Source organism: Maribellus comscasis, from assembly GCF_009762775.1.
GTDB lineage: Bacteria > Bacteroidota > Bacteroidia > Bacteroidales > Prolixibacteraceae > Draconibacterium > Draconibacterium comscasis.
Genome location: NZ_CP046401.1, coordinates 6,537,042 through 6,558,486 on the forward strand (window position 1 = coordinate 6,537,042; position 21,445 = coordinate 6,558,486).

General features: G+C 38.7%; 16 protein-coding genes. 12 read left to right on the plus strand and 4 right to left on the minus strand.

The window, feature by feature from the left end; translation table 11 throughout:
- Nucleotides 1-6 precede the first annotated feature (6 nt).
- The 8 genes from GM418_RS26345 (at nucleotide 7) to GM418_RS26380 (ending at nucleotide 14,226) form a co-directional block, all read left to right on the plus strand.
- Complete coding sequence (locus GM418_RS26345) at nucleotides 7-4,242, plus strand: PKD domain-containing protein (RefSeq protein ID WP_158870537.1); 4,236 nt, start codon at nucleotides 7-9, stop codon at nucleotides 4,240-4,242.
- 1 nt (nucleotide 4,243) lies between these two features.
- Nucleotides 4,244-5,698 carry a contractile injection system tape measure protein gene (locus GM418_RS26350; protein ID WP_158870539.1) on the plus strand — a complete coding sequence of 485 codons (1,455 nt, stop codon included), beginning with the start codon at nucleotides 4,244-4,246 and terminating at the stop codon, nucleotides 5,696-5,698.
- Nucleotides 5,699-5,713: 15 nt separating this feature from the next.
- A complete protein-coding gene (locus GM418_RS26355; protein ID WP_158870541.1) occupies nucleotides 5,714-7,645 on the plus strand; it encodes an eCIS core domain-containing protein in 1,932 nt (643 codons plus the stop codon).
- 7 nt (nucleotides 7,646-7,652) lie between these two features.
- A complete protein-coding gene (locus GM418_RS26360; RefSeq protein WP_158870543.1) occupies nucleotides 7,653-7,994 on the plus strand; it encodes a hypothetical protein in 342 nt (113 codons plus the stop codon).
- A gap of 101 nt (nucleotides 7,995-8,095) precedes the next feature.
- Nucleotides 8,096-8,923, plus strand: coding sequence for an N-acetylmuramidase domain-containing protein (locus GM418_RS26365; RefSeq protein ID WP_158870545.1), 828 nt, complete (start codon nucleotides 8,096-8,098; stop codon nucleotides 8,921-8,923).
- Between the two features lie 4 nt (nucleotides 8,924-8,927).
- Nucleotides 8,928-10,469 (plus strand): OmpA family protein, encoded by a 1,542-nt coding sequence (locus GM418_RS26370; RefSeq protein WP_158870547.1) that lies wholly within the window; start codon nucleotides 8,928-8,930, stop codon nucleotides 10,467-10,469.
- Between the two features lie 20 nt (nucleotides 10,470-10,489).
- Nucleotides 10,490-12,871, plus strand: coding sequence for an eCIS core domain-containing protein (locus tag GM418_RS26375; RefSeq protein ID WP_158870549.1), 2,382 nt, complete (start codon nucleotides 10,490-10,492; stop codon nucleotides 12,869-12,871).
- 35 nt (nucleotides 12,872-12,906) lie between these two features.
- On the plus strand, nucleotides 12,907-14,226 hold the full coding sequence (locus tag GM418_RS26380) for an ATP-binding protein (protein ID WP_158870551.1): 1,320 nt from the start codon (nucleotides 12,907-12,909) through the stop codon (nucleotides 14,224-14,226).
- 78 nt (nucleotides 14,227-14,304) lie between these two features.
- Here the strand turns inward: GM418_RS26380 and GM418_RS26385 are convergent, their stop codons facing one another.
- The 3 genes from GM418_RS26385 to recG form a co-directional block, all read right to left on the minus strand.
- Entirely contained in the window at nucleotides 14,305-15,525 is a 1,221-nt protein-coding gene (locus GM418_RS26385; protein ID WP_217447605.1) for an outer membrane beta-barrel protein, read from the minus strand.
- Nucleotides 15,526-15,816: 291 nt separating this feature from the next.
- A complete protein-coding gene (locus GM418_RS26390; protein ID WP_158870553.1) occupies nucleotides 15,817-16,569 on the minus strand; it encodes a DUF1835 domain-containing protein in 753 nt (250 codons plus the stop codon).
- A 70-nt stretch (nucleotides 16,570-16,639) separates the two neighbouring features.
- Nucleotides 16,640-18,742, minus strand: a complete 2,103-nt coding sequence (gene recG / locus GM418_RS26395) for an ATP-dependent DNA helicase RecG (protein ID WP_158870555.1) — start codon at nucleotides 18,740-18,742, stop codon at nucleotides 16,640-16,642.
- Between the two features lie 37 nt (nucleotides 18,743-18,779).
- Here recG and GM418_RS26400 point away from each other — a divergent pair, with 37 nt between their 5' ends.
- The 4 genes from GM418_RS26400 to GM418_RS26415 all read left to right on the plus strand — a co-directional run bounded on the left by GM418_RS26400 (nucleotide 18,780) and on the right by GM418_RS26415 (nucleotide 20,932).
- Nucleotides 18,780-19,322, plus strand: coding sequence for a hypothetical protein (locus tag GM418_RS26400; protein WP_158870557.1), 543 nt, complete (start codon nucleotides 18,780-18,782; stop codon nucleotides 19,320-19,322).
- A 32-nt stretch (nucleotides 19,323-19,354) separates the two neighbouring features.
- A complete protein-coding gene (locus GM418_RS26405; RefSeq protein ID WP_281350201.1) occupies nucleotides 19,355-20,056 on the plus strand; it encodes an ABC transporter ATP-binding protein in 702 nt (233 codons plus the stop codon).
- Between the two features lie 4 nt (nucleotides 20,057-20,060).
- Nucleotides 20,061-20,618: a cob(I)yrinic acid a,c-diamide adenosyltransferase gene (locus tag GM418_RS26410; protein WP_158870559.1), complete on the plus strand. Its 558-nt coding sequence runs from the start codon at nucleotides 20,061-20,063 to the stop codon at nucleotides 20,616-20,618.
- 92 nt (nucleotides 20,619-20,710) lie between these two features.
- Nucleotides 20,711-20,932 carry a DUF2795 domain-containing protein gene (locus GM418_RS26415; RefSeq protein WP_038562297.1) on the plus strand — a complete coding sequence of 74 codons (222 nt, stop codon included), beginning with the start codon at nucleotides 20,711-20,713 and terminating at the stop codon, nucleotides 20,930-20,932.
- A 63-nt stretch (nucleotides 20,933-20,995) separates the two neighbouring features.
- On the opposite strand, the gene GM418_RS26420 is transcribed toward GM418_RS26415, so the two are convergent.
- Nucleotides 20,996-21,415, minus strand: a complete 420-nt coding sequence (locus GM418_RS26420; RefSeq protein WP_246222776.1) for a DsrE family protein — start codon at nucleotides 21,413-21,415, stop codon at nucleotides 20,996-20,998.
- Nucleotides 21,416-21,445 lie beyond the last annotated feature (30 nt).

A 21,445-nucleotide genomic window follows, 5' to 3' on the forward strand; every position in this document is an offset into this window, starting at 1 on the left:
AAAGTTATGGCAACAAAATTAACCGAAATTACCACACAGTATAATACGTTTGTCGATGACCAGGTATTAACAAAAGACCAGCTAAACAGCTTTATAAACTATTTTGAAGATCAGGATCGTTTATCGCGGATATTGTTGAGCGGAGTTGGAATCGTTTGTGGTTTTAACCTGAAATTCAATGCCTCGAAACCTTCCATCACAATAACGCAAGGGGCAGGTGTAACCACCGACGGCGATTTAATTAACCTCCGAAAAAATATTCCTGAATCCATATTAAAATCCATCGATTTGGATAAAATGGAATTCTCGTGGGTGAAAAAGTTTGAAGACAGTTTTGCCAATTATCGTTTTTTCAAAAGGCTGGAAACTGTTGATGGATCTGTCCAGGAAGTGCCCATTGAAATGTGGGAAATTCTGCCTGAGAATATAGAGGGCTCAAACGCGTTAAGCACGGTTGCCGACCTGCAAAATAAAGTGGTTTTGTTGTATTTGGAATCTTATCCCAAAGAAGGGGATTTGTGTACTGCAATCGACTGCGATAATCAGGGAATTGAACAGGTTGCAAGGCTCCGCATATTACTGGTTTCCAAAAATGATGCGGATTTTATTTTGAGTCTCGATTCGATTTTTTCAAAACACAATGTTGTAAATACCTATTTTGATTTACCTGATGTTGCTGTTCGTCGGGTCGTTTTAAATCAGTTAAATACTTCCAATTACAATGAGTTAAAACGGGCTTATCATCTCGCTTTAAATTCCGATGGTTTAGTGACTGATTTGACCAATGGGATTTCAAAAATTGTAAAGAATTTTGGCGCACTGTTACAGCTTAATATCTCCAACTCAAACCTTTCGCTGTATCTCGGAACGTTAAAAGGGATTACCAATTTCAGCGCATACAACGTTCCGTTTAATGTGCAATATCGCTACGATTGTGTGAAAGACGTGGTGGACACGTATAATGAAATCAAAGCATTACTCTTGTCCTTAAAAGAAGAATGTTGCCCTGATATAAATGCATTCCCAAAACACTTGATGCTGGGAAGTCTGGATGAGATGCAGGAGGAAGTACAGAATTACCGCCACAGCTTTTATAAATCGCCAATTTTGAACGGTGAAGAAGACATGATTCAGCAGTGCCGAAGTATGATTTTGCGTTTGTTTCAACTTGTCCTTCGCTTTCAGACAACAGCTGGTGAGATTAAAGTTACGCCATCAAATAAATTGCCCGATTTAGGTTATCGCGCTATTCCTTTCTACTATAATATTCAGAATGAATTTTTAAAACAATGGAATGCAGAAAAAACAAACAAATATAAATCGAATACAAATTTGAGTTATCACACCGGTTTGTTATCCTCTTCACCACAAATTCAGGAACCATTGGCATTTAATATCGACGGCTTTGATTTTTTTAGGATTGAAGGCCACCAGGGAAAAGACTATAAAGTGGCACTGGAAGAAATTGAAGAATTAAAAGTAAAATATGGCCTGGCTTTCGATGTAAAAGCACTGTCGGTGAACATAAACACTGAAACACTAAATATTGACGATTACGAATGTGAATTTGAAGATTTAAACGTACTGCTTCGTGCGTGGACTGTAGAACAGGATTGTGTTTTAGGGGAAGTTTCTGAATTTTTCTCAGGGTTCAGAACTGATGAACCCGGAAAAAATATCCGTGAAAATTTGATCGGTGCAAAAAGAGTTTCATCGCTAAACCTGTTGACCGACTCCAACAAAGCCGATGATGATACATTTACACTGATAAACAAAAATGTGAATGTAGGCTCTGTTTCTAAAGCTACGTCCGACTTTACTGTTTCATCAACTAAAAGCAGCGAAACTGTATCAGATCATTTGATCGTTGATGAGAATGCTCTGGGAAGTGTGATGAAAAAAGCACTGGAAGAAACCAAGGGAGGTTCGGTAAATGACATCATTGCCCGGGCTGACAATTTGGTTGCTGAAAAAATAAGCGATGAAGTTTGGGCAGAACAACCTGAACTGAAAGAATTTGTAATCGACAGATCGATCGAACTCATGGCTTATGCACATATTGTCGCACAAAAAATGCCTGCTATTTTGACTAATGTAGATGTTGTGAAAGTTGACGAATATAAACTTACTTTAAAAGAATTGTGCTCGCGGGTAGAAAAAATGAAAGCCCGTTATCAGAATATACAACTCTCATCGGCTTTAAAAGCGTTGATGGGTGTTTTAATCACACAACTCTCTGCAATTTGTTGTTCGGCGAAAAAACTGGAAGTGTTGCTTGAAGAAATCAACAAACGAAAAGAACAAATTATTGTCCGCCTCAAACTTTCGAAGTTTGTTGAAAAATACCCCGGATTGGAACACAAAGCCGGTGTTGAACCAGGCGGTACTTTCTTTTTAATTTATCTGAATAAAGCGAAGTCCGATACAGGGGAGATTGTATTAAGTAATGTAAGCGCCGTCCGTAATGTTTCGCTTGTAAACGAGGTTGTGAATGTGAATCCGGTAAACCGGCTTTCATTACTCGGAACAGAAAATGTTAACCCCAAAGAACTGCTGACAGAAAAAGTACTTTCTGAAAAAGAATTGCTGGCAAATACACGAATTTCGGAAATCCTCAACAGGGCTACAAGAGTAACAAACTTGCCAAATAACACGGTAGTGGCCGATTTTGCTGTGCCGTATATGTGCTGTTCCGACTGTGCTCCGGTGAATTTTATTGTGGAACGAAAACCGGTTTCACTGCGCCTGGAAAAAGACCATTTCTGTTTAGGACAGGACAGCAGTCCCTTATTATTTGATGTTTCTCCCGCTGATGGCATTATTAAAGCCGATCAGGATGTTGAAGGCATGACTATTGATGGAATTAAGCTCAGTTTTGATGAAAATACTTTCCCGGATGAAATGATTGGGAATACCATCCATTTTACGGTTAACGACCAGATTACATCATGCGAAATTACAGTTTATCGTGCTGTTCAGTTTGATTTTGAAGTACCTGAATCACCAACCTCTCAAACGGAGATTACTTTCAAACCAACAGGAAATCTGGATGGAGCAAGCTTCCTCTGGAGTTTTGGTGACGATAATCTCTCAGCTGAACGGAATCCGACACATAAATATACATTGCCGGTAAATGATGAAAATAAAGTTATTGTTTCGCTTACCGTGACAGCAGAAAACGGAGTTTGTCAGTCAACGGTTGAACATGAAATTGTTTTTGCAGAAGTTGACGTGCAGATAGCTTTGCCGGAAGACTCATTCTGCGAAAATGATGAAAAAAATTACCCATTTGAAATCACGCCTGCCGGATCAGAAGCAAAAATTGAGGGACAAGGGGTTACCCAGGTTTCCACAGGTGGTTTTGTATTTATTCCTGCAAATGCAGAACCGGGAGAAATAGAATTCCTGTTAAACGGAGAACTTTCCGGCTTGAAAGTCACAGTAAATAAAGCTCCGGTAGCATCGTTTAAACCTGAGCAGGTGGGGAATGAGCTTGTTCTTACCAATAACTCAACCGGGGCTGATTTTTATGTCTGGAATATTAACGGAGAAAAACTGGAACGTAACGATAATTCACCGGTGACGATTGAGTTGACTCCAAACACGCCAAGTACCTGGCGTTTGGCCCTGGAAGCCATCAGCGAAATTTGCGGGTCGGATATGACTGATTTTGTTACTTTCCAAACAGAACTGGTAAATACTTGTGTAGAAGATGCAAAAATAGCAATGCAGAAAGATTTAGAAGTTTTGCAGGCACTAAATCTTCCGGGCTCCAATTTTGTAGTTCCCATCTGGATGTCAACCAGTAAAATTTATGGTGGGACTGATGAATTTAAAGAAGGTGTATTAAACGATATTGATAATTATCTGGCGGGTAACAATAATGAAAAGTTAGGTAGTCAGTTCCTTGAATTGTTGCAGCAAACTGCATCAATGATCATCGAACTTTCCGGTGACAGAGATGGAAAAGAATTCCAGAATCTGCTCGGGTTGTTTGAATTGCAGTTAAAGTTGTTCTACAATATTTTGGGTTGCCAAAATGCCGATGTTATCGATGCTTCTGCTGATCAGCTAGCTGAACTGTTCAAATTAGTTTTAACGCTGCTGAGAAATATGAGAGAACGTGAGATTTTCTTTTCCGATGGAATAAAAGAATTTATCAAAAGTTGGGGCGAGAAAATTCAGGGGAAAGCAATACTGGAAGAACATTTTAAAATAATTATCGAAGAAAATCTGATTTAGTTTGGAAGATACAAAACATATCATTCATAAACTATTTGTTGAGGTGAATACCTCTGATGTAAAAGAGGCAAATAATATAAAAAACAACATCGATTTGTTTTTGAAGAATGAGGTTTTGCCTGAACTTGAAAAATTGCTTGATAAATATGGTCCCACTGAGCTGATTTCGCGGATAGAAAGTCTGGATATTGATTTTGGGGTTTCTGTCTCGGAAAACAAATCTTTTTGGAAAACTGAAATAATAGAGCAGTTCGAAAAACAATTGCTCCACCAGCTAAAATCAGCTAAGCAGTTTAAAATAAATAAAAAATCTTCGAATTCTGTTCTACTTTCAGAATCCGGAAACAACCAGGAGGTTTTCTTTTTTTTTCTTGAAAATGGATATTTACCTTGGTATGGCAGAGAGACTCAAATTGTAAAGTTTGAACAGGACGTATTGGTAAAAACGGTTCAATTGGATGACATATTCTTTGATCGGCTAATCCAAATTTTTACACAAAAAACCGAGTCAATAGAGAGGTTTGTAAATCAGTTTTCTCCGGAGTTGGTAGTAATTTTTCTTGTACGTTTAAATCAAGGATTAAAAGACAGGAAAACAGAAATTTTATCGTCTTTAAAAAATAATAACGGGTTATTTGCTGCAAAATGGTTGCAAATTCTGTTGATTGTTTCAACTCACCAGCCCGTTGAATTAATTGTTGATACAATTGAAAATTGGTTTTGGTTTCTTCGTAAACCAGTTTCGGGGTGGCCTCATAAAGATAAAAAAGAAGCTTCTCTTTTTTTTAAACTTTTTTTGGCTGCAACGCGCGAAAGCACAGTGTCAAATAAAAAATTTCAGAATATATTAAACCAGAGCCTTTCCATTGTGGCTATGGAAAAAACGCTTCCTGAACCGTTTGGAAAAATTAGTAAACAAAGAAAGAAAAGCGAAGAACATTTTTTTGATAAAAAACAAGACGAAATTGCGGTTCAAAATGCTGGTGTAATATTGCTGCATCCCTTTTTAAAATCTTTTTATAGTGAATTGAACATCATTGATAAAACGGGAAAGCTCAAAGAGAGTAAAAAGGAATTGGCAACTCAAATATTACATTTTATGGCTACCGGGGAGGAAAATGTTTTTGAATCGAACCTGGTTTTTGAAAAGTTTTTATGTGGGCTCCCTTTGCATACGACGGTTCAGAGAGAAAGTTTGCTTACGGCAAAAGTCAAAGAGGAAGTAGATAATTTATTAAAAAACGTAATTCAATACTGGCAGGCTCTAAAAAACACTTCGCCAGACGGATTACGGGAAGCGTTCCTGCAGCGTGATGGAAAATTGATTCAAAACGAACGAAATTTCAATCTTGTCGTGGAACGGAAAGCACTGGATGTTTTGTTGGATAAACTACCGTGGAATTTGTCAATGGTTAAAATTCCGTGGATGGATAGGCTAGTATACGTCGATTGGTAGGTATTTAGAGTTAAAATGATGAGAACAAAAATTCATAGTGGAAAACGCAGATTCAGAAGAAAATCTCCATTTTTTATGGCCCGGAATAGCTCGGGGTTTTTCGGTGGGCAGGCAAAACTTTCTGTTGGGCATCCAGGCGATAAATACGAGTTGGAAGCTGACGCTGTAGCCGACAAAGTGGTTAATCAGTCTCAATCCGAAACCGAGCATTTTTTTAGTCCGGGAGCTTCATCTTATTCAAATACTGAAGGTTGGCTTATACAGGAAAAGCCAATTGCTGAAACAGTAACACCTTTGGTTCAGAAACAGGAAGAAGACGAAGAAGAATTGCAGACAAAGTTGTCCGTTCAGTTTCAAATGCAGGAAGAAGAGGAAGAAGAGATGGCACAAACACAGCCAATTGAGGAGGAGGAAGAAATGGCACAAATGCAGCCGGAACAGGATGAAGAGGAAGAAGAACTACAGCCAAAGACAGGTGAAGCAGCAGAAGGCCCTGTTGATGAGCTATTTGTTGCCGGACAAAGCGAAGAGGAGGAAGAAGAAATGTTGCAGACCAAACCCTATGGGAACGGCAGATCCGTAAATTCTGTTACCGAGCAAAATATAAAAAGTAAGTCGGGAAGTGGCAATAAAATCGATAGAAACACCCGGGCCGAAATGGAAAAAGGTTTTGGGGCCGATTTTAGCCATATTAGTATTCATACGGATGCAAAAGCAGTTCAATTAAACAGAGAGCTCGGTGCACAAGCTTTTACACATGGGAATGACATTTATTTTAACGAAGGAAAATATAATCCTCAGTCAAATGAGGGAAAACATTTACTGGCACATGAACTAACCCATACCATTCAGCAGAAAGGGATGATTCCTGCGCGTTTGCAAATGACAATTGGCGACGGTCATGATTTGTCTGCGGCACGTTTTTCCGGAAATGCTGATTTAGAGGCTTGTTTTGATGACGAACATGTTTTACAGGCAGGCGACTCGGGACCGGCTGTGACTCTTATGCAACAGGCGCTGGTCGATGCTGGTTTTTCGCTGCCGCAGTTTGGTGTAGATGGAATTTTTGGAAACGAAACCCGGCAGGCATTGATGGATTTTCAGCGTGCTTCATCATTAGGAGCTGATGGCGTTCTTGGTCCGAATACGATGTCGGCACTCGATGCATTATATTCAGGTGGAGCACCAGCCTTACCTCCTGCGGTCCCGGTAGTTCCGCCGCCAACTGCTCCTCCTGTTATAACTTCAGAAACATTAAAAAGTGCCCCTGATGGATCTCCCGATACTAGAACTATAGTTGGAGTAGGAGAGCGTGTACGTTTTACAGCCAATACATCGGGCACCTGGACAGTTTCCGACGGGCATATCATTGGTCTGAATACCGGCTCAAATATTGTTTGGGAAGCGCCATCAACTGCTTCAAATCCAACAATATCACTCACAACTCCAGGAGGAACAAAAGTGTTTCCTTTTACTGTAATTCCTCCAAATAATTTAAGTATGGTTGTAGGAACACGTCACGGAATCCCTGCGGGAACAGCTGGTGCCTGTATGTTAACGAATGTAACTGTAAATCCCTTAAATGTGAATTTCGGACGCACACAGTGGCTCGAAGTCCCCGGACCCGCAACAAATGTTTCCGGTTATTTTAGTCGTTTCGCAGCAGCAACCATTTTTCATCATCCAAATCCTGACTACCTGCCTTTCAACGATAATAACACCGGGTTAAGAGACCACGCTGCCTGGCATGGCGTTCCGGGACCGTTCTCTTTTGGAACTTTTGAGTGGGTAATTCCAAACAGATATAAAATTGATGGTGAATCGGATGCACAAGGACGCTTGTTTACCAATACAGTACAAGCATTTTTTATGCTTCCGGGAGGTACAATGATGATTAATAAAGCCGGTGCGTCGGTTCTCCGGTTTATTAACAATACTGTTTTTTAAACTGAATATGAACGATAAAATACATATTGATTTACTTGTAAATTCTGAAAGAGTAAAACTCGACCAACTTTCTGAATTTAAAGTGGGATTAAAAATTAGCTGCGACGGAGAAGAAAGTATTCCCTTCGATATTTCGGATACCAAGCTGTTTGTAAACAATGAACAGTGTGTTGTATGGGATTTAACAGTGCAAAACGGCACCATAACCAATCTTAAGATTTTATGCGGAAAACCTGCCAGGATTGAGTGGCCTTTGGGAAAAGGTTTGTTTTCCAGCTCAGGAAATTACAGGCTAAAGCTAAAATGGTTTGACCTTGTAAGGGAGAAAGAAATTGTAGTTGAAGAATAGGAGGCTTCTTCGCAGTAATATAAAGTGATAATATCGAATTTTCTCAAAACGTAAATCTGGTTTCTAAGAAATGAATAAATAATTAAGCTGAAGATAAAAGTATGAAAACAATAAAGTTCCGTTCCAATGGACAAGAAGTTCGAACTCTTCAACAAATGCTGGTGAAACTTGGATACAAGATTACGGTTTCAGAATATTTTGATGAAGAAACAGATGCTGCTGTAAAAGACTTCCAGAGAAAAAACAATCTTGTGGCAGATGGAATTGTAGGCCCAAAAACCTGGGCGAAATTTGAATCGAAGGAAAATAACTCCGGAGATTTAAATAAGAAGTTATTGTCGGAGCAGGATTTAAACGATTTTGCCAAACAATACGACGTGGAACTGGCAACAGTAAAGGCAGTGAATGAAGTGGAAAGTAGGGGAAGCGGATTTTTAAATGATGGCAGACCAAAAATATTGTTTGAAGGACATGTTTTCTGGCGTCAGTTGGTGAAACTTAATTTGTCGCCTGAAAGCGCATTAAATGAGGAAAATAAAGACATATTGTATAAAAAGTGGAGCAGCGACTTTTATTTGGGAGGTACAGGTGAATATGAACGGTTGGAAAAGGCAGCGGCGATTTCACTTGAATCCGGATTTAAAGAAGCCGCATATGCTTCCGCTTCCTGGGGGGCTTTTCAGATTATGGGGTATCATTTTAAATCATTGGGATATCCTTCTGTCGATGATTTTGTTACAAAAATGTATGAGCACGAGCGCGAGCATCTGGGGGCCTTTGGCAGATATCTTGAAAAAAATAATCTGATCCGCCATTTAAAATCAAAAAACTGGGCCTCGTTTGCACGTGGTTATAACGGACCTTTATATGCCAAAAATAAGTATGATGTGAAACTGGAGAAAGCTTACCTACGTTTTCAAAATAGCTGATTACATGTTAACCAGAACCGAAAATATTAAGTCAAAATCCCGATTGAATAATATACAGAACAAAAAGAATACGCTTTTTATTCAGCCAAAATTGAAAGTCGGAATGCCGGATGATAAGTATGAAGTGGAAGCTGACAGAGTCGCAGAACAAGTAGTAAAAGGATCCGCAGAGCAGAGTTCTTTTTTTAATCAGGATTTTGGTGATTCGTTTTTTAATTCTTCCCCCGGGGAGGGCAATTTGAACAGAACAATTTTGTTTGAAGGAGGCGAAAGATCTGAAGAAAATCAAAATTCTTCAGTATATTCCAAAGAAGTTTCAATCGGGGATAATATCGTTTCGAACAGAGTACAGGAAAAATGTTCAGAATGTGAAGAAGAGGAAACTTTACAGGAAAAATCAGAAGAAGAAATTTCACCAACCGCACAAACAGGAAATTCAGATCAGATCAATATGTACCCGAATGTTGATTGTGATGAAGGAGAGATCCTTGACAGGGCACAAACGGTGGTTTGGTTTCAACACAACACTGATGATTTCAGAAGTGACAGCGAAGTAAATTCTTATGTTCATTTTATGCGACTTTTACACGAGGTGCAGAACTTTATTGGAATGACCGGTACCGACGGCGTGATTCTGATTCATGGGTACGCGAGTGAAGAAGGGGGAGCATCTCATAATCTGACATTGTCCTTGCAAAGAGCTATAAAGGTCAGAGATTTATTGGTTGCATTGGGTATACCCGCAAATCAGTTGATTCCTGTGGGACATGGCGAAAATACGGATTATGAAACATTGGAATACAACAGGCGGGTGGAAGTAACTTTTTATCCGACAGCAACATGTATGGAGTTCGACCCCTTGCCGGTTTCTGGTTCGGTAACCACAATGCATTGTGATGACGGACGAAATATCAATAACAATGGTGATCACGATTTGGATAAATTAATCCATCGTCCCGACGACCGAAGTCCGGATATTTGGGTATATGATAGTTTATTGGGAGAAAATGGTGCCTATTCTGATTTTCAGATTGGTTTCTTTGCCGGAACTTTTGGTGTTGATACCAGTGATGACAACCGGCTTTTTGACAATTTTACAACCGGAAGTGGTACTCCAATCGATTTTAATACTGGCAGCGATATGGCACGCGAAATTGGGGGAACGGATGCTTTTAGTGATTTTGCAAATACTTTTGAAGATTCTGTAAGAAATTATTTCAATCAACACCATACTTTACACGGATTTGATTGCCAGGCGGAACTGATTCGCACACGCCCCAATTATATCGGTGGCTCCGACAGCCTGTTTTCATGGGCAGTAATGGGGGGGTATCAGCGTTTGGAAGTAAATATTGATTTGTCGGATGGAGATTTGGATATTACATATCGTGTTTTTGACCATTACGGAGCCGGTGTGAGCGACGCCTGGAGCTATTTGCCTGGGTTATCGGCAATGTATTACTTGCAACACTATGTCAGTGGTTCATCAAATACATATGTCCCGTTTATCTGGTCGGTTTCGATAAATAGAACCGGAAATTTGTAGGTGGCTGTAAAAATATTAAAATGTTCAAAGCTGAATCTAAAAATAGGGGTAGAACACAAATTAATAATCCTTCTCTTTTTCAAAACAGAAAAAGAAATGTTTTTTTTCAGCCCAAAATGAATGTGGGTACACCGGGAGACAGGTTTGAAGTGGAGGCTGACAAAGCTGCAGAACACGTTACCGAAAACAAAGATACAGGAATTCAGCCGTTTTTTGCTTCTTCCGGAAATTCGAGCTTTAATAAGGCCAGTGGATTGCTAAATCCTTCGGTTCAGACTGCTGAACAAGACCCCGTTTTATTACAGTTGGAGGAGGAAGAGGATGAGTTGCAATTATGCCCGGATTGTTCGGACGAAGAGTTGCAGACGAAACGAGAAGGTAACACAACTTTGATGTTTAGCGCGGAGTCTTCATCTCAATTTGTTTCGAAGAAAACTGAAGATGCAATAAATTCTGAAAAAGGAGGCGGAGAGAAACTGGATTCAACCGTGCGCGATAAAATGGAAAATAACATCGGAGCTAATTTTTCGGATGTTAATATTCATACAGGAGCGTATTCTGCAGAACTAAATAAAGGTCTGGGAGCGCAAGCTTTTACAACCGGAAATGATATTTTTTTTAATGAAGGAAAATATCAACCTGATTCAAAATCCGGGCAGAAATTATTGGCTCATGAGCTGACTCATGTTGTGCAACAACAACCAGATCGTGTTCAGCGCAGTTGCAGCGACAATTCATGTCCTTTTGAAGAGTTGGAAGGAAGTGTGATTCAAAAGCAGGGCGACCCGGCCACCGAAGCGCCTCAAAATACCGATCCTCCACTTGATGTCAATGATACTTTGCCAACAGAATGTGGCGACATAGAGCAATCCGGCATTATTGAAATAGAAGATTTTTTAAGGTCTTTTCATGCCGACGTGCAGGATTGGGAATCGTGGCGAAATCAGGAAAATTGGGATAATCCTGCAGTAAGCAGTACTATACCAACTATCGCTCCTTTGCTGGCTTCATTTAATGCAATTTATTATACCGATTTCTATTGTACAGATTCGATGATTTATGTTATTCCCTTTACGCACACCGAAATTCAACGACTGATTATGGACGGCACTGGTTCTGTAGCAGGTATAAACAATTATGAACTGGATTTGGTAAATGAATGGATGCGATATGACAAAAACCGGGTAAATGAATTACAAGATCATTTTAATTTAAATCCGGAAAGTGACGTTGAACATCACTATACGATGAATGTGATTGCTGCCGTTGGTGATTCTGATGATATTGCTGCCGTTGGCGCTGGTTTGGGTGGCGCAGTGGAAACCCCGGTTGGAAAAATAAAACTGGGTTGCTTTTTGAAAGTTGGAGTGGGAGGTGGTTATGTGGTTTTCCGCTACTCTAACAATATTGGGATGACTTTCGAACAAGGATATCTACAAATTAATGCGGGACTTTCGGGAGAGTGTTCAATCAGCGCTTCTATTGGCCCGGCAGTATCCACTAGTTTTGGTAATGAGGAATTATGTTCAGGCTCTGCGGATCCTGATCCTACTCCCGACTGGTACGGGCCGAAAGATTTTGAAGGTGGCACTATCGAGCAGTCGATTGGGGTTAGTTCCGGTCTGGGACTAACAGCAGGTGTTGATGCCGCCTACTTATACCTTGTTATTCCCGGCAAAAATGATTTGTTTTTTAATACGTCAGGCGCATGTTTGGGGCTTGAACTGGGTGGACATTTAAATTTACCGAGTATTAATATTATTCAGGGTGGAGGTCAGTTTGCTGTTGGAGGTTTTGAAGGCAACCCGGGAGAAGTCCAAGAGCACGAGGGTGAATGCGATACAGCAGAATTAGCTCAGGTAAACGAGCAACTGGTATCGAGAATTGTATATTTTAATACTGCCGGAAGTGATTTACATTCTGGTGCATTGGCCGCAAATAACGAGGCAGCACTGGCCGAAATTGTTGGTGCAATCTCCAATAATCTTGATAATCCATTCCTTGCTTCTATTTCTATTTCGGTAGTTGGGCATGCTTCACCAATTTGGCGCGGTGCCGGAACCGAAGAAAGAGCAGCGGAAGAAAATATGTCACTGGCGATGGAACGGGCACAAAACACAAGTTTTGAATTGTACGACGGATTAAATACCTACAGTGATTTGCTGCCTCCGGTATCGATTTATCCATCCGGCGTGTGCGAAGAGGGTTCACCGGCCAGTGAAGTTGACTTTGATGAAGAAAGCCGGGGCTCGGAAGAAGGACTCGCAGAAACCGGAGATCCGCAAAATGACTGGCAACGATACAGAAGAGCGGATATCATGGTATATGTATCCAGAGTTGTGGATGAGAATATTACTTTGGTGATGGATGAAGTAAATCCTGAAAACAATGTGTGCCAGTAAACCGTTGTCAGAATTATACAAAACAGACCGGATAAATGAAACCATCAAAAGTTCCTGAATATTTAAAGAAAGTAATACAGTCACGTTTTGAACTGGAATTTAAACGAAACAAAGTGCGTTTACCTGTTTTTCAACAGGAGAATATGGGGCAATCGGAACTTTCGAAGTTTATTCTTGAAAACAAGCTTTCTTTTGCAGAAGTAGTGGTTTTGTTTCTGGCGCTTATCCCGCATATTGATCCCGGGTTTTTTGGGCCGCTTATTTCAGCTTATCTTCCCAATGGTGGTGACTTCCCCGAATTTGGCGGCATTAAAGGTAAAAATCATCGCGGTATTTTACCTACAGGCGAGACAGCCCTATACATTCTGGCCGGAAAAGATTTAAAAAAGAGGGTGGAAGTTGCCGGGGTTTTTGAGGATGAACATCTGTTTGCACGAAAAAGTGTATTGTATCTCGAACCTACAAATCATGACGAACCTAAAATGAGCGGGCGCATTTTACTTGACGAAGAGTATGTCGATTTATTTATCTCAGGGAAAATCTCAAAACCCGGTATGAGCAGCGATTTTCCGGCGCAACGAATTACAACCGAGTTGGAATGGAACGATTTGGTGTTGCAGGAAAAAACAATGTCGGAAATAAAAGAGATTGAGACATGGCTAAAATACAACGATACTTTGTTGAATGCCTGGGGAATGAAAGGCAAAATAAAACCCGGATTTCGCGTGTTATTTCATGGCCCGCCGGGAACAGGAAAAACAATGACCGCCTGCCTTTTGGCAAAATATACCAACCGCGATGTATATCGTATTGACCTTTCCATGGTGGTTTCAAAATACATTGGCGAGACCGAAAAAAATCTTTCCAAACTATTCGATAAAGCGGCGAACAAAGACTGGATTTTATTTTTTGATGAAGCGGATGCTATTTTTGGAAAGCGCACCAACGTACGCGACGCCCACGATAAATATGCCAACCAGGAAGTTTCTTATCTTTTACAACGCATTGAATCTCACTCTGGCCTTGTTATTCTCGCCTCCAATCTAAAAAGCAACATCGATTCTTCGTTTACACGCCGCTTTAATTCCATGGTTGAATTTGAAAATCCAGGTGTTCCCGAGCGACGTACATTATGGGAAAATTACCTTCCCGAACATGTAAAGCTCGATAAAAAAATTGTGTTGAAAGATGTGGCGCAAAAATACGATTTAACCGGTGCTAATATTGTTAATGTTATTCACTACGCCGGACTTAAAACGCTTGAGAATAAATCAACAACCATTTCGCAAACCGATTTAATGGCCGGAATCCAAAAGGAATATCAGAAAGAAGGAAAGATGATTCGTATGGATTAAAGGAAGTGCGCGACAAGGAATCTGATACTACATTCTTTATTTCTCCTAAACAACCGGCCCAAAAGTTTGTGATACTTGTTAAAACAGCGAATAAGCGAAAATTACTGAAAATGTTCTGTATTCAGAACTCCATTGAACATGGCTACCTAAAAGCTCCCGGTCAGTTAAATATCGCAATTCAAGGCCATATTTGTCTTTAAATTTATAACCAATACCCAAAGCCAGGTTTCGTCTTGGTTCTATTTCAAGTTTGCTGAGTAAAGAACCGTCGTTTCTAGTGAATTCAACAGATGAATTACTACTAAAATCAAAAATATAGGAAACATTTACAAAGAATTTTGATTTTTCATTGAGGTAAAAATAGTGACGTACTCCAACTGGTATCTCAATTGATTGGTAATTTACTTCTGAAATGAGTTCTCCTCCTGAAATATCTTTTGTTTCAGATTTGGTTGAAGAATAATACTGATAAGTTGGTTCGGTTATTATCCCCCATTTATTTTTATAATAAGGTAAGATAAACTCAGCCTCGATACCCAATCTGAGGCCGTATTTATTTCCAAAATCAACGTTACGAAAATCTGATGAAGCATTTTGTACCGCCAAATTGCTTACGTTTAATCCCGGTCGGAGTGATAAATTAAAAAGCTCTTTTTTTTCAACAGAATTGTAGCTTGAATATTCAGTGCCTGTTTGATTGTTGGCTTTTATAAAAAATTGTTCTAAATCTTTTCTGTTATATTTTATATATCTAACATCATTTGACGATAAATTCTGAGATTCAAAATTATTTAAAAGTTGTTGCTTGTAATACTCATTCTGTACAATCTTATTATTTAACCTATAGCGTTTAAATACAAGCTGTTCAATTTCAGAATCCTTATTCTTGAAAAAAAATCTGGTCAGGTTTTTATCTTCATAAAGAAATAATGAAGCTTCCCCTTCAACAAGTACCTTGAGAAAAAGTCGTTCTTCATGGAAGACAGGATTTCTTTCAGAACTCATAGAATTTATGTTATCGGAAGATCTGTCAATTTTTACTATCGCTCTGATATATTTGGAAATTCCGCCGATACCAAACTCTTTTACTGTCTCAATCGTTGCTGTCTGGATCATTGCAGATTGTGTGAGTTTGTATTCAAATTCACCAGGGTTTCTTTTCCAATCCATATTTTTAATTAAACAGTCGATTTTTTGGTTTGAGGTACTGATAAAATATCCATCTTCAAATAAGATTTGAGAAAATGAATGGATACAAACGATCGTTAACAGCGCAACAGTTAATAGTTGTTTTTTCATGAAAGTTTAGTGTTTGATTTTGTTTAGTAGTTAAATTTATAAGAGGTGTATGTGTTTAATAATAATTTTTTTGCGGTCTGTTTAAACTGAGGGAAGGCAATTTTTACTCCCTGGATTGAGATTGTTTATATTTCGCATTATTATGTTTTAAAGAAAAATTTTTTATTCATTTTTGTTTTTAACCGTGCTAATATAGACAGAAATTTATAAAAAAGTAGTCTTGTTATTAGAATCAATCCTTTTTGGTTTTTGGAGATAATATTATTCTAATGACAATAAAGCAGAACTTTTTTAATTCGAAGGCTTGTTAATTTCATCCAAAAGCCTTTTTACCTGCAAGTCGCCAAATCCGTAAATATTTTCCCGTTTGCAGAACTCCCTAAAAACCGGTCCAAATTCTTTTGTGTCTAAATCGTTCATTATTTCCAACAAGGAAAGAACCGGTCTGCCCGGGCTGTTTTTTGTTGGTATTCTTGCAATATGTGCCTGAACTGCAGGAAGGATAAAAGGAAATGACGTTTTTAGTTGACGGGCCAAAGCAATTAATTCTTCTGTATTATTGTTTTGGTATGATTTCCAGAGACTTGCTATATTGTTCAAACGGGGTAGAAGGACTCTTTTTTTATAAATTGAAACTAATTCAGATTGATTTAAGCCTGCAAAACCGTATTGGTTATGAGAATCCGGTCTGATAAGATAAACCGTGTTATTAGCGCCAATTGTATTTTCCAAAAGGTTTGTAACAAACCAAAAATTCACCTGACAAAACAGGTCATCCTCAAACCAAAGGTTAATATCGGAATTGTTTCCTATATTTTGAATCTTTTGAAATTCAGAAACCACATTTTTATAATAAGCCTGTTGCGGTTCTCCGTAATTTTGGTAAAGAAATCTGGCCCTGGAAGCAAACAACTCATCCAGTTGTTCTCCTTCCACACTTCCATCTACAAAACACTCCCTGGCGACAATAATTTCTCCATCAATAGTTTTGGGGAATTGCTGCATAAGTGAATCCCCGTTTAATATGTGATATTGTTTCTTCATAAAATTTTCAAAAAATGCTTGTGACTATATTTCAATTTAATAAATTTCACGAAAGGTTTTTAGGAACTGGTTAACTTATCGAACTCCAGTCGAAATCTGTATTTTTTAAAGCAAGCAGATTTTTTAACAAAAGCCGGTTTTCTTCTTTGGACAAATTCGGGTCGTTATTGAGAATTTCGGAGGCAGTATTTCGGGCGAATTCAAGGATTTTGCCGTCTTTGCCAAGGTTAGCAATTTTAAGGTCGAAACCAATTCCGGATTGTTGTGTTCCTTCAATGTCGCCGGGGCCACGCAGTTTCATATCTACTTCGGCAATATCAAAACCGTCGTTGGTGCGCACCATGGTTTCCAGTCGTTTCTTACTTTCCGCGCCAATTTTGTACGAAGACATCAGAATGCAATATGATTGTTCTGCTCCTCGCCCTACTCTCCCACGCAATTGGTGTAGTTGTGAAAGACCAAAACGTTCTGCGCTTTCTATTACCATAACCGATGCATTTGGAACATCAACACCAACTTCAATTACCGTTGTTGCCACCATTATCCGGGTTTTTCCGGCTTTAAATTCCTGCATCATTTTTTCCTTAAAGTTGGGTTTTAGTTTTCCGTGAACCATACTTATTTCAACATCAGGAAAAGCCTCTTTTATCTGTTTGTATCCATCTTCAAGGTTTTTAAAATCCATTTTTTCCGATTCCGAAATCAACGGATAAACAATATATATTTGTGTTCCCTTTTCCAGTTGTTGTCGTAAAAAATTGAGCACCTGTTTGCGTTTGTTTTCAAAAAAATGCCAGGTTTGAACCGGCTTTCGTCCCGGAGGCAATTCATCGATTACTGAAACATCCAAATCGCCATAAACCGTCATTGCCAGGGTGCGTGGAATTGGAGTGGCTGTCATTACAAGAATATGCGGGGGAATCAAATCGTTTTTTTGCCACAGTTTGGCTCGCTGGGCAACGCCAAAACGATGTTGTTCGTCAATTACAACTAACCCAAGATTTTTGAACACAACAACATCTTCAATCAAGGCGTGGGTGCCAATTAAAATTTGAAGTTCCCCACTTTCGAGTTTTTCATGTAAAATTTTTCGATCTTTGGTTTTTGTCGAACCGGTTAACAATCCAACTTCAATATTCATTCCCTGCAAAAATTGCGAAACTGACTGGAAATGTTGTTGTGCTAAAATTTCGGTGGGGGCCATTATACAACTTTGAAATCCGTTGTCCATTGCCAAAAGCATGGTTAATAATGCAACCAACGTTTTTCCGCTGCCTACATCGCCTTGTAAAAGCCGGTTCATTTGAACATTACGGTTTACATCCCGGCGAATTTCTTTTACCACCCGTTTTTGAGCGCCTGTAAGTTCAAAAGGTAAAAAATCTTTGTAAAATGTATTAAAATTATATCCGACGTGTTCAAACTTAAAGCCTTTGAATTTACTTTCACGTTTGCTTTTCAGTGCCAGAATTTTTAATTGAATATGAAAAAGTTCCTCAAATTTTAAACGAAAAGTTGCGTTTTTTAAATCAATTGTATTTTCCGGTTTATGAATGGTTGTCAGCGCCTTTTCAAGCGAGGTGAGTTTTAGTTTGTGAATAAGCGGTTCCGGAAGTGTTTCTCTTATCTTCCCCTTTGCAAGCTGAATAAGTGTAAGTTGAAATTTGTTTATCGTTTTGGAAGTGAGGTATTTGTTTTTCATTTTTTCAGTGGTAACATAATATCCCTGAAAAAGGCCCACAGGTTTTAACTGCATTTCTTCCTCGGTTTCCATTTCCGGATGAACCAAGTTCAGTTTGCCGTTAAAATCAGATGGCTTCCCAAAAACGATATACTCTTTGTTTAAACTGAGATTTTCTTTTTGCCATTTTACCGACCGAAACCAAACCAATTCAATGCTTCCCGAATCATCAAAAAAGCGGGCTGATAAACGCTCCTTGTTTTTGACACCTACGGTTTCTATAGCGCGGATTTTACCTTTTATTTGAATGTAAGGCATTTGCGAATGAATCTCGGCAATCCTGTAAAACTTTGTTCTGTCGATATATTTAAACGGAAAATAATAGATTAAATCTCTGAACGTTTTTATGCTCAGCTCTTTGTTTAAAAGTTCGGCTCTTTTGGGGCCAACTCCCGGAAGAAACTTTATATCTTGGTCGAGAAATTCTGGCATAAACAAATATAATTATATCATTTAAAAACAAAGTGGATTGAAAACAATTAGAAGTAATAAAAAGGGTTTTGGAATTCATTCTCCATTTGTATATGATTTGATAACCAATGTTTTATTTGTTTCAGCTGGTTTTTATGTTTTTGATGAAATTGAAAAAATGAATAAAAGCACCTGGGAAAAAAATCAAATAAAGTTGCTTTTTCGGCTGTTAAATTATTTTCAACCTCGTCATGTTTTTTACGATGAAAACGTTTCTGGTGATGTTACCGGAGTGCTACAAAAATTTAATTCTGAAACTGTTTTTAAAAGTGTTGGTGCTGAGTTTTTTAAGAAAGAAAAATTAGCAATTGAAACAAAAAGTGCTTTTTTTATTTTTGGAAAAAAGCCAGATGTAATGGTAAGAAGCTTTTGTGAATACGCAAAGTGCTTTTTTCTCAAACAAAAGACTGGTAAAAAGGAAAACTACACTTTAAAGCCTTTGCTTGAAAAAGAAGATGGGACAATTTTGATTGAGCTTTTAACAGCGGACTTCATTATATTTGATAAAAAATTTCGGTCGCAACATTATGTAATAAAATAGCCAACTTGTTTACCTATAATTAAAACTGGAGAATGGAAGAGAAAATTATACACATTGAAAATATTACCAAAAACTACAGGGTAGGTACACAGGTTGTCAGGGCATTGCGTTCGGTTTCGCTGGATATTCACAAGGGAGAATATGTGGCAATTATGGGAGCGTCGGGTTCAGGGAAGTCTACTTTGATGAATATTTTGGGCTGTCTCGATACACCCAGCAACGGGAAATATGTTTTAAATGGGAAAGATGTGAGTCGTTTGTCTGACGACCGTTTGGCCGAAATCAGAAATTCAGAGATAGGTTTTGTCTTCCAGGTATTTAACCTGTTACCACGAAATTCAGCTCTTGAAAATGTGATGTTGCCCTTGGTGTATTCGGGAATCCGGAAGCATGAAAGAAAAAATAAGGCCGAGCAAATTTTGACTGATGTTGGATTAGAAGACAGGATGGAACACCGTCCTAACGAGTTGTCGGGTGGCCAACGACAGAGGGTGGCGATAGCTCGAGCGCTGGTTAACAAACCTTCATTACTTTTAGCTGATGAGCCTACGGGAAACCTTGATTCAAAAATCTCAGAGGAAATTATGAAGTTATTTGCTGAAATTCATCGAAAAGGAAATACTTTGGTGATGGTTACCCACGAAGAAGATATTGCAAGGCACGCGCATCGTATTGTAAAATTAAAAGATGGAGAAATAGAGTCGGATACAATTAATAAAAATCCGGTATATTAGTTTTATGAGTAAAAAAGTTAAAATATATACCAAAACCGGAGATGACGGAACAACCGGGTTGGTTGGCGGAAGCAGGGTGAAAAAATATGATTTGAGGCTGGAGGCTTACGGAACAGTTGATGAACTAAACTCATGGATTGGGTTATTGCGCTCCCATCATCTGCCTGAAAATGAGAATAGATATCTAATTCAGATTCAGAATAAATTGTTTAATATCGGATCACGGCTTGCTTCCGACAAAAAAGGGAATGAATTTACGCTCTCTTTGTCGATTAAGGAATCGGATATAATGGAAATTGAGGCTGCAATTGATGATTTGGAAAAGAACCTTCCGGAACTTAAACAATTTATTCTTCCGGGAGGTAATACCATTGTGTCTCAGTGTCATATAGCAAGAACGGTGTGCCGGCGGGCAGAGAGACGTATCCTCGAATTTTCAGAGCAAATGCCTGTTGAAAAGGAAATTATAAAGTACATAAACAGGCTGTCTGATTTTTTATTTATTATGGCGCGTAAACTGGCTGTTGATAATGGTTTTAAAGAAACTCCCTGGAAGCATTGATAAAAAATTTTTGAGCATTTGTTTTTCGTTTCATTTTTTTATTATATTCGCGGCTAAGTTAAAAATGAGTTTAACCGCTTAAAATTCAGTAAATGTATTGGACTCTAGAACTGGCATCGAAATTGGAAGATGCCCCTTGGCCGGCAACAAAAGATGAACTGATTGACTACGCAATTCGTTCCGGAGCACCTTTGGAAGTAATTGAAAATCTTCAGGAAATTGAAGACGAAGGAGAAATGTATGAAAGTATTGAAGACATTTGGCCGGATTATCCAAGCAAAGACGATTTCTTTTTTAATGAAGACGAGTATTAAGTAAGCAGAACAAAAAAATAGAAGAAGCATCTGTCAGCCGACAGATGCTTCTTTTTTTGGATTTTACAGAGAGAGCGTCTTCCAGCCTTCTTTCAAATAATTTGTTAACGGGCCCCCCATTCCCTTAACATCAATTCCCATTTCTGAAAGTTGGTCATTAACACCATACATTTGTGCGCAGGCAGTGCAAGCCTCTACTATTACTCCTACCTTTTGCATTTCTTTTACATAGTCCTGCAACATTTTATTTTCGGATAAAAGTTTTGCTGACGGCCCCCAAACGATCAATACAACTTCGTCAAACCAACCTTGTTTTTTTGCATTGTATGTATACATAAATCCCATTTTCTCTGCCACTTCCGGATCGCCACTTGTCCAAAGCACCGCCAGTTTGTTTGAGTTATCCTCCATCTTATCTTCTGTTTGTGCAAAAGCCTCTGTAAACAGGGGAATTGCGATTAATAATACAAATAATTTTTTCATGCTGTTTTGATTTAATGTAATGTAATTTAC